Consider the following 15760-nt stretch of genomic DNA (forward strand, 5'->3'; position numbering starts at 1 on the left):
GACCCGCGCTCAGTGGGCGGTGACGGGTGCCGCGCCGTGGGCGGCGAGGAAGGCCGCCACGGCCACCGGCCAGCCGTACCGTTCGGCCTGAGCGCGCGCGGCGGCGCGCCGGGCCGGTTCGGGGCGCGCGAGGACTTCGCGCACCGCCTCCGCGAACCCCGCGCCGGTCGGTTCGGCGGCCACGCCGGCCGTGCCGACCAGCTCGGGCAGGGCGGAGCCGCGGTGGACGGCGACCGGTGTGCCGCAGGCGAGCGCCTCCAGTGCGGCGAGCCCGAAGGTCTCCACCGGCCCCGGCGCCAGCACCACGTCCGCGCAGCCGAGCAGGCGGGCGACGGCCGGGCGTCCCGCCAGGTGGCCGAGGAGGTGCACCGGAAGCCGCTCCCGCGCGGCCCGGGCGGCCAGCCGTGACCGCAGCGGGCCGGTGCCGGCCACGGCCAGCACCGCGTCGACCCCGGCGGCCCGCAGCGCGGCCAGGGCGTCGAGGGCGAGCGCGGGGCGCTTCTCGGTGGAGAGCCGGGAGCAGAGCACCAGCAGCACCTGCCCGGGGGCCGCGTACCGGGCCCGCTCCGCCGCCCGGTCGTCGCGGGACGGCGGGCACAGGGCGGCGAGGTCCACGCCGAGCGGGGCGCGCGCGAGGTTCCGCACGCCCAGGCGGTGGAACTCGGCGGCGGCCCAGTCGGTCGTGCAGATCACCGTGTCGTACGACCTGGCGGTGCGGCCGTTGAGCCGGTCGGCGGCCGCGTCGGCGACCGGGCCGGGCGCGCCCCAGGTGCGCAGCACGCCGACGGCGCTCTCGTGCGACACCATCGCCGAGCGCACCCCGTGCCGCCGGGCCCAGGCGCCGGTCCAGCGCAGGGTGGTGCGGTCGGACACCTCCAGCCGGTCGGGGGCCAGCCGTTCGAGCTCGGCGGCCACCGTGCGGCGGTCGGTGAGCAGCCGGTACCCGCCGCTGCCGGGGAGCACGGGGCCGGGCAGCGTGACGACCAGCCCCTGGTCGTCCTGCTCGACGGTGCGGCGCTCCCCGGGCACGACGAGCACCGGGGTGTGCCCGGCGGCCCGGTAGCCCGCGCCGAGGTGGCGCAGCGCGGTGCGCAGTCCGCCGGAGACGGGGGTGACGAAGTTCGCCACCCGGACGATCCGCAGCGGTGCGGCGGTCATGCGGGCAGGTCCTCCGTCAGCGGGGCGGTGGGCCGGCCGGGCCCGGCCGCGGGCGCCGGAGCCTGCGAGCCGGCGGCGGAGGCGGCCGAGGCGCCCGAGCCGGAGGAGCCGGAGGAGTCGGAGGAGTCGGAGGAGGCCGGGGAGGCCGGGGAGGCCGCCACCCCGTGGTGCTCCGCGAGCACCTCGGCGTAGTGGCGCAGCAGCAGGTCCCCGACGGCCTCCCAGGTGCGGGCCGTCACCTCCGCCCGCCCGGCGCGCCCGTACCCGGCGCGCAGCTCCGCGTCCCCGGCCAGGGCGGTCACCGCCCGGGCCACCGCCGCGCCGTCGCGGGGCGGGACGAGCAGACCGGTGCGGTGGTGGGCGACCAGGTCGAGCGGGCCGCCCGCCGCCGGGCCGATCACCGCGACCCCGCTGGCCATCGCCTCCTGGATGGTCTGGCAGAACGTCTCCAGCGGTCCGGTGTGCACGAAGACGTCCAGGGTGGCGAAACATCGGGCCAGTTCCTCGCCGGTGCGCCGGCCGAGGAAGACGGCACCGGGCATGGCGGCCTTCAGCCCGGGCGCGGACGGCCCGTCGCCGACGACCACCACCCGAACCCCGGGCAGCGTGGCGGTCTCGGCGAGCAGGTCGACCCGCTTCTCCGGCGCGAGCCGCCCGACGTAGCCGACCAGCACCTCGCCGCCGGGGGCGAGCGCCCGGTGCAGCGCCTCGTCGCGGTGGCGCGGGTGGAAGCGCACCGAGTCCACGCCGCGCGGCCACAGCTGGACCCGGGCTACCCCGTGCGCGGTGAGGTCCTGGGCGGCGGGGGTGGACGGCGCGAGCGTGCGGGCGGCGAGGCCGTGGACGGCGCGGATCCGGTGCCAGGCGGCCGTCTCGCCGAGCCCGCGCCCGGCCCGGTAGGCGTGCGCGTACCCGGCGAGGTCGGTCTGGTAGACGGCGACGACGGGCACGCCGAGCCGGGCGGCGACCTGCGCCCCGCGCGCGCCCAGTACGAACGGGCTGGCCAGGTGGACGAGGTCGGGCCGGTGGCCGCGGATCGCGGCGGCCAGCTGCCTGCTGGGCAGCGCGATCCGGACCTGGGGGTAGCCGGGCAGCGGGACGGAGGGGACGCGCACCACCGGCAGCTCGTCCGGCACGCCGCCGGCGCCGAAGGTGTGCGAGGGACTCTGCGCGCCGCGCGCGGGCGCCGGCGTGACGACGAGTGGCTGGTGTCCCCGGCGCAGCAGGTGCTCGGCGGTGCGCAGCACGCTGTGGGCGACGCCGTTGACCTCGGGGGGAAAGGATTCGGTGACGATGACGACACGCATGTCCGTGTTCTCTCCACCCCCGGCGTGCACGCGGCCAAAGGGATCTGTCGTACAAACGAACGCGGGTCGGCGAATTGTCCCGCCGACCCGCGTCCCGCCCGGTGAGGGGCGCCGCCGAAGTCCTCAGGCCGGCCCGGCGGCCGCCTCCTTCAGCTCGGCGTAGGGCGCGAGCTTGCGGATCGACTCGATGCTCTTGAGGCAGTCGTCCCGGCTCTCCTCCGGGTCGCCCGTCACCACGATCGATCCGTTGCTCGCCTTGAGCCGGAACCGGTGCATGCCGTGCTCATCGGTGTACAGCTCGAACTTTCCCGCCATGGCAGTTGACACCTCTCGTTCAGGAAGCCCCCTCGCAACCGCACCGTAGGGGCAAATCCCTTGCCACGCGCGCCAGATGGACCATCCGGGTACGGGGCCGCCGGGTGTGCCCGCCCGGTGGACCACTGCGATCCCCGGTACCCCGTCCGACCTGGGACAATGACCACTGCGCTCGTTGAGAGGCCGCCGCTCCCAAGGTGGTCGCGGACGGGCGTGGAACGAAAGGAAGTCCCATGATCTTCATCACCGTCAAGTTCGCGGTCCGCCCCGAGCGCGCCGACGAATGGCTCAGCCTCGTCGACGACTTCACCCGGGCCACCCGCAACGAGCCCGGCAACCTCTTCTTCGAGTGGTCGCGCAGCGTCGACGACCCCCACGAGTTCGTCCTGGTCGAGGCGTTCCGCGACGGCGACGCGGGCAAGGAGCACGTGGAGTCCGCGCACTTCGTGAAGGCGATGGAGGACATGTCCTACGCGGTGGCCGCCAAGCCGCGGATCGTCTCGATCGAGATCCCCGGCATGGACGGCTGGGGCGAGATGGGCGAGATCACCCCGCGGTGACCTCCGCGCCCTCGCGGAACGGCCGGTCGGTCCTCGGACCGTCCGGCCGTTCCGGTGTTCCGGGCTCTGTCGGTGGCGCGGACTAGGGTGGGAAGCCCGCTCTGCCCGTCCCGTTCCACCCGTCCCGTTCCGCCCGTCCCCGCCCCGGAGAGGTGCCGCCCGCCGATGTACGCCCTGCACGCGCTCTGGCGGGCCGACGGCCGGCTCGCCGTCTGGGCGGAGGACGCGTCGGTGTACCGGGGCGAGGCGCCCGCCCGCGGTGAGCGCGGTGGGACGGCGCACCCGTTCGCCTGCCCCGCCGCCGAGGTGGCGCGGCTGCTGGCAGCGGTCGGGCCGGGCCTCGGATGGCTGGCCGAGCAGGCCGCCGAGCGGTGGACCGGGCTGCTGCTGCCGACCCTCGCCGCCCGGCCCGTGCCGTCCCCGGACCTTCCGGTGGGCGCCGTGTCGCGGGGCGTGGCGCTGAGCCCGTGGCGGGTGCCCGCGCTGCTCTTCGACTGCTCGCAGGCCGCCCAGCTGCTCGGCGCGCTGCACGATCCGCACTGGCCGGGCGCGACCGTCCAGCTGCCCGACGGCACCCCGGCCGAGCTGGCGTACGGCGCCTCGGTGCGCTGGCTGGCCGCCGTGCACGACTTGGCCTGGCGGCTGGTCGGGCGGGGGCGGCTGCTGCCGGTGCTGGTCGAGGAGGCGGGGCGGTGGTACGCGCGCTGGCGGCCCGCCCCGGACGCGTACGCCGGACGGGAGACGGCCGCGCTGGCCGCCGGCTGCCCGCCGGTCTGCCGCGCGGAGCACCCGGCGGGCGCGTCCGGGGCGGGCGGGCCCTCCGCAGGCGCGCCCCCCGCCACCGCCCTGCTCGCCGGTCTGCTCGACGCCCTGGTCGACCAGGAGGCCCGGGTCGCCCTCGCCGACCTCGACCCGCCCGCCGACCCCTTCCTCGCCGCCCTCCACGGCCCCGACGGCCGGCTCGACCAGGCCCCGCCCGCCGCACTGCCCGACCGGCTGGCCGCCTGGCAGGGCGCCCGCCCGGCCGACGCGCCGCTGCGGCTCGACTTCCGCCTCACCGAACCGCTCGGCCCCGACCAGGACGACCCCGACGGCGGGGTGCGCGCCGAGACCTGGCGGCTCGACCTGCTGGTCCGCGCCATCGACCGCCCCTCCCTGGTCGTCCCCGCCGCCGCCCTGTGGCCGGGCACCGCCGACCCGGCGCACCAGGCGCTGGCCGGCGCCGTCCCCGCCGAGGCGGGCGACCCGGCCGAGGCCTACCGGGCCGAGCTGGCCCGGGCCCTGCGGGTGGACCCCGGGCTGCGCGCGCTGCTCCCGGGCGCCTTCGCCACCGAGGCCCGGCTCGACCGGGCGGGTGCCCTGCGCTTCCTGCGCGAGGGCGCGCCCGCGCTGGCCCGCGCCGGATTCGGCGTCCTGCTGCCCGCCTGGTGGCAGCGCCGCCCCCGGCTCGGCCTGGTCCTGACGGCCGGCACCCCGCCAGGCGACCCGTCCGCCGTGGCCCGCACCGCACAGGTCGACCGGGACGCCGTGCTGGCCTTCGAGTGGCGCCTCGCCCTGGGCGAGTCCACGCTCACCGAGCGGGAACTCGCCGACCTCGCCGCCGCCCAGCAGGGGCTGGTCCGGCTGCGCGGCCGCTGGATCGAGGTCGACCAGGCCCAACTCGCCGCCGCCGTACGATTCCTGGCCGAGCACGGCAGCGGCACCATGGAGCCGGTCGAACTGCTGCGGCTGGCCGTGGACGACACCGCTGTGGTGGACGGACTGCCGGTCACCGCCGTCCACGCCACCGGCCCGATCGGCGACCTGCTGGCCGGCCGGCCCGGCCCCGCCGAGCGTGCCCCGCAGCCGTCCGCCGGCTTCACCGGTACCCTCCGCCCCTACCAGCGGCGCGGGCTGGCCTGGCTGGACGCGCTGGGACGGCTGGGCCTCGGTGCCGTGCTGGCCGACGACATGGGCCTCGGCAAGACGGTGCAGACCCTCGCCCTGCTCGCCCTGGAGCAGGAGCGCGGGGCCCGCGGTCCGGTCCTGCTGGTCTGCCCGATGTCGATGGTCGGCACCTGGCAGCGCGAGGCCGCCCGGTTCGCCCCCGGCCTGCGGGTGCACGTCCACCACGGCCCCGACCGCACCGCGCCGGACGCCACCGCCGACCTGGTGATCACCACCTACGGCCTGGTCCAGCGGGACGCCGCCGAGCTGCGCCGCGTCCACTGGCGGCGGATCGTCGCCGACGAGGCCCAGCAGGTCAAGAACCGGTCGGCCCGGCAGTCCCGGGCCCTGCGCTCGCTGCGCTCCGGCCCGCGGATCGCGCTCACCGGCACCCCGGTGGAGAACCGGCTGGCCGATCTGCACGCCGTGCTGGACTTCGCCAACCCCGGGCTGTTCGGCGGCCCGGAGGCGTTCCGCGAGCGGTTCGCGATCCCGGTCGAGCAGACCGGCAGCGTGGACGCGGCGGCCCGACTGCGCCGGGTCACCGGCCCGTTCCTGCTGCGCCGGCGCAAGACCGACCCGCTGATCGTCCAGGACCTTCCCGCCAAGCAGGAGTTCACCGTCCGCTGCGCGCTCACGGCGGAACAGGCCGGGCTCTACCGGGCGGTGGTGGCGGACCTGCTGGAGCGGCTGGGCGGGCTGCGCGGCGTCGAGCGCAAGGGCGCGGTGCTGGCGGCGATCGGCCGGCTCAAGCAGGTCTGCAACCATCCGGCCCAACTCCTGCACGACGGTACGGCGGTGGCCGGCCGCTCGGGCAAGGTGGAGCGGCTGGTCGAGCTGCTGACGGAGGCGCTGGCCGAGGGCGACCGGGTGCTGGTCTTCACCCAGTACGCGGAGTTCGGCACCATGCTCCGGCCCTACCTGCGGCGGAAGTTGGGCGAGGAGGTGCTCTATCTGCACGGCGGGGTGCCGCGCGGGCGGCGCGAGGAGATGGTCGCGCGCTTCCAGTCGCCGGACGGGCCGCGGGTGTTCCTGCTCTCGCTGAAGGCGGGCGGCACCGGGCTCAACCTGACCGCCGCCAACCAGGTGGTGCACCTGGACCGTTGGTGGAACCCGGCGGTCGAGGACCAGGCCACCGACCGCGCGCACCGGATCGGCCAGCGCCGGGCCGTGCAGGTCCGCCGGCTGGTCTGCGCCGGCACCGTGGAGGAACGGATCGGCGAACTCCTCGACGCCAAGCGCACCTTGGCCGAGGCGGCGGTCGGCGACGGTGAGCAGTGGCTCGCCGAGCTGCCCGCCGAGCGGCTGCGCGAACTGCTGACCCTGTCCGCCGACGCGATCGGGGAGTGACCCGTGGCCGACTTCGAGCAACGACCGGAGCAGCCGGAGCGGCCGGAGCATCCGGAGCATCCGGAGCATCCGGAACAACCGGACCGACCCCTGGCCGAGCTGATCGACGCCTTCTGGCAGGGTTCCGTCCCCGCCCCGGTCGACGATCCGCGGGGCGAAGTCTCCACCGCTCTCGACGAGTTGGGTCCCACCGGCCCGACCTCCCGCGGGCGCCCGCTGGACGCCGCGCTGGCCGCCGCCTACCGGCGGTTCACCGGGGCCGGCTGACCCGGGTGAACCGCCGCGGTCGCCGCAACCGCCCAACCGGCGAGCCGGCCGGCCGGTCAGCCGGCGGTGACCGGGTAGTGGTCGGAGAGGTCGTTGTAGGTGTAGCCGGTGCCCCAACTGCTCACCGTCCACGGCGCGCTGTGGAAGCGGACCACCGTGTTGGTGTAGCTCGCCGGGCGCGCGTGGTCGGCCCGGTAGAGGACGTAGTCGAGGTCCTCCTTCGGCTCGCCCGGGTAGCGGTAGGCGGCGATCGAGTTGTCCGCGGTGTCGAAGGAGTCGGCCCAGCCGTCGCGGGCGGTGGCCGGGGCCACGCCCGCGTTGGCCAGCAGCGCCGGGTACTCGGCGCCGTGCGAGTCGATGTTGAGGTCACCGGCGAGCACGATCGGCTCGGCGGCCGGGATGTTCTTGGCGTCGACGAAGGCCTTCATCGCCTTGAGCTGGGCGGCCCGGACCGCCGCCGGCCGGCCGGCGGAGCAGCCGGTGTCGGTGGACTGCAGGTGGGTGCCGATCACGTGCGTGCGCAGGCCGTTGACGTTCAGCACGGCGTAGACGAAGCCCTTGTTCGACCACCAGTCCGAGCCGCACGCGTCCTTGAACACATGCTGCTCCTTGCGCAGGATGGGCCACTTGCTGAGCAGGGTGACGCCGCCGTCCTCGGGGGTGGCGGAGCTGTAGCTGCCGGAGGTGGCGTCCCAGCCGCTGGTCGAGCGGCCGACCACCGGGGTGTGGTACGGGTACGCGGCCGAGGCCTGGGCGACCAGCGCGTCGGAGGCGGCGTTGTCGAAGGCCTCCTGGAGCACCACGACGTCCTGGCCCTGGAAGAAGTCGGCGGCGGGGATGGCCTTGGCCCGGTAGTCCTGGCCCCAGTTGGGGTAGAGGTTCTTGCTCATCAGGAAGACGTTGTACGTCAGCACCTTGAGCGCGGGGACGGACGCGTTCCCGGTGGTGGCGGCGTGGGCGCCCGGCGCGGCGGCGATGGGGGCGAGCAGGGCTGCGGCGGCCGTGCAGACGGCGGCGAGGCGCGCGGAGGGAGTTGGCATGCCCGCAGTGAAGCGACGCAGGGCCACGTTCGTCCAGACGGTGAACGATAACCATATGAACGCATCGGTAACTTAAAGCTGTCTGACCAACTCCTCCTTGGGCGGAGGAACTTGCCTGGACAACTCGCTCGGCCACCACATGCGGTGGTCCAGGTCCAGGGTCACCGCGGTGACCAGCACGGAGCGCACCACGAGGGTGTCCAGCAGCACGCCGAGCGCCACCGCGAAGCCGATCTCGGCGAAGCCGACGATCGGAAGGGTGCCCAGCACGGCGAAGGTGCTCGCCAGGATCAGACCGGCCGAGGTGATCACACCGCCGGTGGCGGCCAGCCCGGCCAGCGCGCCCGGCCGGGTGCCGTGCTGGGCGGACTCCTCGCGGACCCGGGTCATCAGGAAGATGTTGTAGTCGATGCCCAGCGCGACCAGGAACACGAAGACGAACAGCGGGAAGGCGTTGTCCTGGCCCTCGAAGTGGAAGACGTGCGCGAAGAAGAACGCGCTGATGCCGAGCGCCGCCGCGTAGGAGAGCACGACGGTGGCGATCAGCACCAGCGGCGCCGTCACCGCGCGCAGCAGCAGCGCCAGGATCACCAGGACGACGCCCAGCACCAGCGGAATGATCGTCCGGTTGTCGGAGGTCGCGGCCCGGCCCGCGTCCAGGATCACCGCCGTCGAGCCGCCCACCTGGGCGTCGGCGTTCGGCACGGCGTGCACGGAGGTCCGCAAGCGGTCCACGGTGTCCTTGGCGGCCTGGCTGTCCGGCGGGTCGGTGAGCGTCGCCTGGAACATCGCCCGGCCCTCGTGCGTCACCGGTTGGGTGGTGCCCGACACCCCGGCCGTCTGCTGGGTCACCGCGCGCACCGTCTCCGCCTCGCCGGCCGCGGAGACGACCGTCAGCGGCGCCCCGGTGCCGGCCGGGAAGTGCGCCGCCAGCACCTCCTGGCCGACCACCGAGTCCGGTTTGCCGGTGAAGGTGCCGGCCGTGCTCAGACCGGTCGCGTTCAGCGAGACCAGCCCGACGCAGCAGGCCCCCAGGGCCAGCGTGGTGCCGATCCAGACCTTGCGCGGACGGCGCGCGATCCATGCGCCGACGTGCGCCCAGCGGCCGGTCCGCGTCGGCTCGGGCGTCCCGAACGCCGGCCGCACCGGCCAGAACACCCAGCGGCCGACGATCACCAGCAGGGCCGGCAGCAGGGTCAGCATCGCCAGCAGCGCCACCAGCACACCGATCGCGCAGACCGGACCGAGGCCGCTGGTGGAGTTCATCTCGGCGACCAGCAGGCAGAGCATCGAGACGATCACGGTCGCCGAGGAGGCCAGGATCGCGGGCCCGGCCCGGTGCAGCGCGAAGGCCATCGCCTCGTGCCGGTCCTCGTGCCGGCGCAGCTCCTCCCGGTAGCGGGCGGTGAGCAGCAGCGCGTAGTCCGTCCCCGCACCGAGCACCAGCACGATGAGGATGCCGGCGCTCTGCGCGTTGACGGTCAGTCCGGCGTGCTTGGCCAGCAGGTAGATCACCGCCTGCGCGACCACCAGCGCCCCGGCCGCCGAGAACAGCGGCAGCATCCACAGCACCGGGCTGCGGTAGGTGAGCAGCAGGAGGACGATCACCACGGTGACGGTGGCCGCGAGCAGGGTGGAGTCGATCCCCGCGAAGGCCTCCGCCTGGTCGGCGCCGACCCCGGCCGGGCCGGTGACATGGGTGGTCATGCCCTGGCTGTTGGCGGCGGCGGTGGCCCGCAGACTGTCCACGGCCGGGCGCAGGTCCTGCCAGCCGCCGGTGCCGATGTCGATCGGCACGATGGTCTGCAGCGCCTGGCCGTCCGCCGACTGGACCGGCCCCTGCACCGGGCCGAGCACGTGCGGGGCGGAGGCGAAGGCCTCGGCGTCCCGGGCCGCCTCGGCCCGGTCGGCGGGGGTGATCCCGCTCTCCCGCACGTAGACCACCACCGCCTGGGCGGTGTCCACCGGCTGGAAGGCCCGCTGCTCGTCCAGCACCCGGGTGGACTCGGCGTTGCTCGGCAGCCAGCTGGAGGCCTGGTTGTCCTCGGCACCGGTGAGCTTGCCCGCCAGCGGGCCCGCCACCACCAGCAGCACCAGCCACAGGGCCAGTACCACCCACTTGCCGCGGCGGCCGCACGGCAGCTCGGCCAACTTCCGGGTCGGGCTCATCGGGAGATCCCCCGTCCTGGGGCGCGTGATTCGCTCCAGCGTCCCACCGGGGGTGCACCCCGGCAGCCCGGTGCGGGCCGGGTGGCCTACAGGCCGGGGACCGCGCCGCGGGCCGGGTCGGCCGACGCCGGCCGTCCGGCGCGGGCCCGCAGTGCCTTGAGCGCGGCGATGTCCCGGGCGTGGCCGGTGCCGTCGCCGCCGTGCTTGCGGTCCGGGGTCTCCACGAGCAGCGGGACGCCGGCCGTCGCCGGGTGCTCGAACAGCTCGCGGAACGGCTCGGCGCCGATCAGGCCGTCGCCGATGTTGGCGTGCCGGTCCTTGCGCGCGCCGACGGCGTCCTCGGAGTCGTTGGCGTGGATCAGCCGCAGCCGGTCCGGACCGGCGGCCGCGACCAGCGCGTCCAGCGTCCCGCGCACGCCGCCCGGCGCCGCCAGGTCGTGGCCGGCCGCGAAGGCGTGACAGGTGTCCAGGCAGACCCCGACCTTGGGGTGGCCGTCCAGCGCGTCGACGTACTCGGCGAGGTCCTCCATCCGCGAGCAGAGCGAACGGCCCTGACCGGCGGTCGGCTCCAGCAGCAGCCACGGCGCGTCGTCGCCGAGCGCGTCCAGCTCCTCCAGCAGCGGGCGCACGTCCGCCCGGACCTGCGCCATCGCCTCGGCCCGGCGCGAGCCGCCGTCCGCCGCCGCGCCGACCGCCGAACCGGTGTGCAGCACGACGCCCAGCGCGCCGATCGCGTGTCCGCGCAGCAGCGAGTGGCGCAGCGAGACGGCCGAGCGCTCACGGGTGGCCGGATTGTCCGAACCGAAGTTGATCAGGTACGGCGCGTGGACGTAGGCGGGGATCCGCTGCTCGGCGCAGGCCGCGCGGAACTCCTCGTCCTGCGCCGGGTTGCCGGGCGGCGTCGCCCAGCCGCGCGGGTTCGCCACGAACACCTGCACCGTCTCGGCGCCCACCCGCCGGGCGTACGCCAGGCCGGTGCCCGCCAGGCCCCGGGCCGCCACCGGCACATGGGCGCCGACCGGGTTGCGGCCGGCCGGTCCGGGGCCCCCGGGGGCGGTAGGCGTGACGGGGGCGGCGGTGATGGCGCTGGTGGTGGCGGTGCTCATGGCTCCGAGCATGGCACGCCGGCGGCGGGACTCCCGACGGCGGTCGCCGCCACCCGGTCGGCGGGCCCGGCCGCCCCGGGACGACGCGGGTGGCGCCGCCGCTTCCGACGCCCCGTCAGCCCGGCAGCCCAACCCTGGTGGCGCGGGCACCGCAGCGCACCTAGCGTCGGTTCGGCCGACACCCACCGGCCGTCATCCCCCGCTCACCTTGCGTCACCGCGCCGATGGCCCCCGCGAACGAGCGCGTCGGGGCTCCCGCGCGGAGGCGTGCCAGAAAGCAGGTCATCACCCATGCCCACGCGACGGGTCCACCACCTCGCCGCGGCCACCGCCGCCGCCACGACCGCCCTGACCACCGTCCTCACCGCCGTCGGCGCCGCGCCCGCGCACGCCGCCGGCGAGCTGCACGTGGTCCAGCCCGGGGGGTCGATCCAGCAGGCCCTCGACGCCGCCCGCCCCGGCGACACCGTGCAGCTGCTCCCCGGCGAGTACCGGGGCAGCGTCCGGATCACCACGCCCGGCCTCACCCTGCGCGGGGCCGGGCCGGACAGCGTGATCCTCCCCGCCGACAGCGCGACGGCGCTCGACACCTCCGCGGCGCCCGCCACGGCACCCGCCACCAAGGCCGCCACGTCCGCCGCCGACGCCGCCGCGGCCTGCTCCGCCGCCGGCCACGGCCTCTGCGTGGTCGGCACCGACGACCGGCCGCTCGACGGCGTCACCGTCGAGGCGCTCGCCGTCTCCGGCTTCCGCAAGAACGGCATCAACGCCACCGGCACCACCGGCCTCACCGTCCGCGCCACCTACGTCCACGACAACGGACAGCAGGGCATCAGCCAGGAGAAGTCCACCCGGGGCGTGATCACCGCCAACGAGTCCGCCCGCAACGGCCAGTCCGGCGTCTTCCTCGCCAACACGGTGGACAGCGAGGGCGGCGCCCTCTCCACCGACGGCACCCTGGTCACCGGCAACCTGCTCACCGACAACCGGATCGGCGTCACCGTCCGCCGGCTGCGCGACCTGAGCATCGAGCGCAACCGGATCCACGGCAACTGCGGCGGCGTCTTCATCGTCGGCGACGAGGGCGTGCCACGGGCCGGTGCGCTCACCGTCCACCGCAACCAGGTCGTCGCCAACAACCGCTACTGCCCGCCCAACCCCCGGCTGGACCACATCCAGGGCGCCGGCATCGTGCTCACCGGCGCGGAGGAGACCGCGGTGACGGAGAACGAGGTCCGCGACAACGTCGGCGCCTCGCCGTTCTCCGGCGGCATCGTGCTCGTCCACAGCGTGGTCGGCGTGCCCAACGCCCGCAACACCGTCGCCGACAACCTCGTGCTCGGCAACGGCCCGGCCGATCTCGCCGACCGCGACACCGGTACCGACAACGCCTTCACCCGCAACCAGTGCGCGGTCTCCGAGCCGGCCGGCCGCTGCTGACCGGTCCGCCCGCCGCACCGCACCCGAAGCCGATCGAGGCCCCCGCGCCATCCCGCTCCCGCAGAAAGCAGAGAAACGGTCCATGACCACCGCACCCGCCACCACCCCACAGGCCGCCATGCGCCTGCGGGAGCTCGTCTTCGGCGCCGCCTGCGCCGCCGCCGTCCGCGCGGCGGCCCGGCTCGGCGCCGCCGACGCGCTCGGCGACACCCCCGCCACCGTCACCGACCTCGCCGCCGACCTCGGCACCGAGCCCCGGCAGCTGCGCCGCCTGCTGCGGGCCCTCACCTGCTACGGCATCTTCGAGGAGCTCGACGGCGACCGCTTCGCCCACACCGAGATGTCCCGGCTGCTGCGCGAGGACGCCCCGAACAGCCTGCGCTACATCTCCCTGTGGTGCACCGAGCCGTGGACCTGGGAGGCCTGGCCGAGGCTGGACGAGGCGGTGCGTTCGGGCCGCAACGTCTTCCCCGAGCTGTTCGGCAAGGAGTTCTTCGACTACCTGCACAGCGACGGGGGAGAGTCCGCCAAGGTCTTCGACAAGGCGATGACCACCTCCAGCCGGCAGTCCGCCGCCGACTTCGCCGCCTACCTCGACCTCACCGGCATCGACTCGGTGGTCGACATCGGCGGCGGCCAGGGCCACGTCCTGGCCAGCCTGCTGGAGAAGCACCCGGCGCTGCACGGCACCCTGCTCGACCTGCCCAAGGTGGTCGCCGGCGCCGACCCCCGGCTGCGCGCGGGCGGCGCGTTCGCCGACCGGGCCCGGCTGGTCCCCGGTGACTGCCGGGTCGAGATCCCGGTGCTCGCCGACCTCTACATCATCAAGAACATCCTGGAGTGGGACGACGAGAGCACCCGCCGCACCCTGGCGAACGTGGTCGCGGTGGCCCGTCCGGGTGCCCGGGTCGTGGTGGTCGAGAACCTCGTCGACGACAGCCCCTCGATGCGGTTCACCACCGCCATGGACCTCATGCTGATGCTCAACGTCGGCGGTGCCAAGCACTCCGAGTCGAGCATGGTCCGGCTGATGACCGCGGCCGGCCTGGAGGTCCACGAGGTCCGCCCGGTCAACCCGTACCTGCACGCCTTCGAGGCCGTCGTCCGGGGCTGACCCGCCCGCGCCGACCGCCGGCGCGCCGCGGGAGGCGCTCACGCCGGGCGCGAGGACTCCAGGTGCGCGAAGACCACCACGTTGTCGAGGTAGTCCTTGCGCTTCTTGTCGTAGGCGCCGCCGCAGGTGATCAGCCGCAGCTGCGCGTCGGGCGTCCTCCCGTAGACCCGCTGGTCGGGGAAGGCGTCCTTGGCGAAGGTCTCGACGGCGTCGACGGTGAACACGGCGACGGTGCCGTCGGCCCGCTGGACCTCCACCTTGTTGCCCGGCAGCATCAGGCTGAGCAGCAGGAACACCGCGGGCCCCTTGGTGGTGTCGACGTGCCCGGCGACCACGGCGGCGCCGCGCTCGCCGGGCGTCACGCCGTCGCGGTACCAGCCGACCAGGTTCTTGTCGTCCGGCGGCGGGGCGTTGAGCTGCCCGGAGGGGTTCAGGGTCAGCTCGCCGACGGGCGCGTCCACGTTGATCTGCGGGATGCGCAGCCGGACCGGCTTGGACCGCTTGAGCGGCGGCGCCGCCTTGACCGGTGCGGCGGGGGCGGGCGCCGCCGGCTCGGCGTCGGCCGGCGCGGTGGCGGCGCCGGCGGCCGGGGGCGCGGCCGGGCCCGGGACGGACCCGTCCGCCGGGAGGGTGTCCACCGAGTTGTAGATCAGCAGCAGGCCGAGCGCCGCGGCACCCATGCCGGTGCGCAGCAGCCGGGACGTACCGGGGATCGGACCGGCCATCGTCGCTGGTACTCCTCTCCGTGGCCCGCGCCGCCGAGGCCGCGGGCCCGATACGGCGAAGCGCCGCCCCGCGCGCCTCCGCCGCGCCCGGCGGACCGGACGCGGGCCACGAAGGGAGGCGGCGGGAACGGCGCGAGGTCAGACGGCGGCGCCGGCGGTACGGCGACCGCGACGCAGTGCGATGGCGCCGGCCCCGAGCCCGCCGAGCAGCAGGACCGCGCCGGAGGCGAGGCCGCCGCCGGAGAGCGCGAGCCCGCCGCCGCCGGTGTGCACGCCGCCGTGCGGGGCCTTCTCCTCGCCCTTGCCCTCGTGGCCCTTGCCTTCCGAGCCCTTGCCCTCGGAACCCTTGCTCTCCGAGCCCTTGCCCTCGGCCTTGTGCTCCTCGGTGCCGGAGGAGCCCTGCTGCTTCTCCTCCCAGGTCTTCTGGCCCTCGGGGCTGGCCGCCTTCTCCTGCTTCTCCTGCCAGGTCAGGTTCTTGCCCTGGTCGGAGGCGCCGTCGGCGAAGGCGAGCGGGGTGCCGACGGTCAGGGCCGCGGCCACGGCGGCCCCGGCGAGCAGCGTGCGTGCAGAACGCATGATGATGATCCTTCCGGCGCGGTATCCGTGATCGCCGACACGTCGTCGGCCAGGGGATTCACGGGCGGGCGCCTGATCCAACGTCAACCACGGTGGCGGCAGGTGCCACCGGAAGGTGGCAACGGCAGCGCGGTCGGTGAGCCCTTCGGGTGGAAGTCCCGGGCGTGTTCACCCGATCGCCCTGGGCGGTCCGGGTGACCGCCGGGCTCGGGGTGCGGAGTGCGCCGGACGGGGGCGGGCAGACTCGGCGCATGGTCGAGATCTCGAAGGACGTCAGGGAACGGATCGAGGCGGGGCACATCTGGTACGTCGGCACGGTCAACGCCGACGGGTCGCCGCACGTGAGCCCGATGTGGGTGGGGATGGAAGGGGACCTGCTGCTGTTCAACACCGCCGTCGGGCGGGTCAAGGAGCGGAACCTGCGGCGGGACCCGCGGGTGTGTCTGGCGCTCGCCGGCCCCGCCGACCCGTACGACCGGGTGCAGATCCGGGGGCAGGTGGTGCGCTTCGTCGAGGGCGAGGAGGCCGAGCGGAACATCGACCGGCTGGCCCGCACCTACCTCGGCGTCGAACGCTTCGGCTGGGGGATCCCGGGGGAGCGGCGGGTGGTGGTGCTGATCGAGCCGACCAGGGTGAGCCGGGTGACCGGTGTCGAGCCGCTGCCGCCGGGCGCCCCCGGAGCCGCCCCGCCGGACGGTGTCTGAGCC

The 15760-nt window shown here is 75.4% G+C and carries 14 protein-coding genes; 6 read left to right on the forward strand and 8 right to left on the reverse strand.

Annotated elements, in window-relative coordinates; translation table 11 throughout:
• Positions 1-9 precede the first annotated feature (9 nt).
• The 3 genes from ACFVVU_RS26250 to ACFVVU_RS26260 form a co-directional block, all read right to left on the reverse strand.
• Positions 10-1158, reverse strand: coding sequence for a glycosyltransferase (locus ACFVVU_RS26250; RefSeq protein ID WP_387792550.1), 1149 nt, complete (start codon positions 1156-1158; stop codon positions 10-12).
• On the reverse strand, positions 1155-2465 hold the full coding sequence (locus ACFVVU_RS26255; RefSeq protein WP_387792553.1) for a glycosyltransferase family 4 protein: 1311 nt from the start codon (positions 2463-2465) through the stop codon (positions 1155-1157). The genes ACFVVU_RS26250 and ACFVVU_RS26255 overlap by 4 nt, the downstream gene beginning before the upstream one ends.
• A gap of 123 nt (positions 2466-2588) precedes the next feature.
• Positions 2589-2780: a YegP family protein gene (locus ACFVVU_RS26260; RefSeq protein ID WP_380683612.1), complete on the reverse strand. Its 192-nt coding sequence runs from the start codon at positions 2778-2780 to the stop codon at positions 2589-2591.
• A 233-nt stretch (positions 2781-3013) separates the two neighbouring features.
• On the opposite strand from ACFVVU_RS26260, the gene ACFVVU_RS26265 reads away from it, so the two are divergent.
• The 3 genes from ACFVVU_RS26265 to ACFVVU_RS26275 all read left to right on the forward strand — a co-directional run bounded on the left by ACFVVU_RS26265 (position 3014) and on the right by ACFVVU_RS26275 (position 6883).
• Positions 3014-3340: a putative quinol monooxygenase gene (locus ACFVVU_RS26265; RefSeq protein WP_380683613.1), complete on the forward strand. Its 327-nt coding sequence runs from the start codon at positions 3014-3016 to the stop codon at positions 3338-3340.
• 165 nt (positions 3341-3505) lie between these two features.
• Complete coding sequence (locus ACFVVU_RS26270) at positions 3506-6616, forward strand: SNF2-related protein (protein WP_387792556.1); 3111 nt, start codon at positions 3506-3508, stop codon at positions 6614-6616.
• A 3-nt stretch (positions 6617-6619) separates the two neighbouring features.
• Positions 6620-6883, forward strand: a complete 264-nt coding sequence (locus tag ACFVVU_RS26275) for a hypothetical protein (RefSeq protein WP_387792558.1) — start codon at positions 6620-6622, stop codon at positions 6881-6883.
• 56 nt (positions 6884-6939) lie between these two features.
• Here ACFVVU_RS26275 and sph read toward each other — a convergent pair whose 3' ends face one another.
• The 3 genes from sph to ACFVVU_RS26290 all read right to left on the reverse strand — a co-directional run bounded on the left by sph (position 6940) and on the right by ACFVVU_RS26290 (position 11198).
• Positions 6940-7923 (reverse strand): sphingomyelin phosphodiesterase, encoded by a 984-nt coding sequence (gene sph / locus ACFVVU_RS26280; RefSeq protein ID WP_387792561.1) that lies wholly within the window; start codon positions 7921-7923, stop codon positions 6940-6942.
• A 72-nt stretch (positions 7924-7995) separates the two neighbouring features.
• Positions 7996-10092, reverse strand: coding sequence for an MMPL family transporter (locus ACFVVU_RS26285; RefSeq protein ID WP_380683617.1), 2097 nt, complete (start codon positions 10090-10092; stop codon positions 7996-7998).
• An 86-nt stretch (positions 10093-10178) separates the two neighbouring features.
• Positions 10179-11198, reverse strand: coding sequence for a deoxyribonuclease IV (locus tag ACFVVU_RS26290; RefSeq protein WP_387792563.1), 1020 nt, complete (start codon positions 11196-11198; stop codon positions 10179-10181).
• A 291-nt stretch (positions 11199-11489) separates the two neighbouring features.
• Between ACFVVU_RS26290 and ACFVVU_RS26295 the strand changes: the two genes are divergently transcribed.
• Positions 11490-12638 carry a right-handed parallel beta-helix repeat-containing protein gene (locus ACFVVU_RS26295; RefSeq protein ID WP_387792565.1) on the forward strand — a complete coding sequence of 383 codons (1149 nt, stop codon included), beginning with the start codon at positions 11490-11492 and terminating at the stop codon, positions 12636-12638.
• Between the two features lie 82 nt (positions 12639-12720).
• A complete protein-coding gene (locus ACFVVU_RS26300) occupies positions 12721-13752 on the forward strand; it encodes a methyltransferase (protein WP_387792567.1) in 1032 nt (343 codons plus the stop codon).
• A gap of 38 nt (positions 13753-13790) precedes the next feature.
• Here the strand turns inward: ACFVVU_RS26300 and ACFVVU_RS26305 are convergent, their stop codons facing one another.
• Together ACFVVU_RS26305 and ACFVVU_RS26310 are read right to left on the reverse strand one after the other, a co-directional pair.
• Positions 13791-14477, reverse strand: coding sequence for a class F sortase (locus ACFVVU_RS26305; protein WP_387792569.1), 687 nt, complete (start codon positions 14475-14477; stop codon positions 13791-13793).
• A 138-nt stretch (positions 14478-14615) separates the two neighbouring features.
• Complete coding sequence (locus tag ACFVVU_RS26310; protein ID WP_387792571.1) at positions 14616-15053, reverse strand: hypothetical protein; 438 nt, start codon at positions 15051-15053, stop codon at positions 14616-14618.
• Between the two features lie 251 nt (positions 15054-15304).
• Here ACFVVU_RS26310 and ACFVVU_RS26315 point away from each other — a divergent pair, with 251 nt between their 5' ends.
• Positions 15305-15757 (forward strand): PPOX class F420-dependent oxidoreductase, encoded by a 453-nt coding sequence (locus ACFVVU_RS26315; protein ID WP_387792573.1) that lies wholly within the window; start codon positions 15305-15307, stop codon positions 15755-15757.
• Positions 15758-15760 lie beyond the last annotated feature (3 nt).

The organism is Kitasatospora sp. NPDC057965, assembly GCF_042887135.1.
GTDB lineage: Bacteria > Actinomycetota > Actinomycetes > Streptomycetales > Streptomycetaceae > Kitasatospora.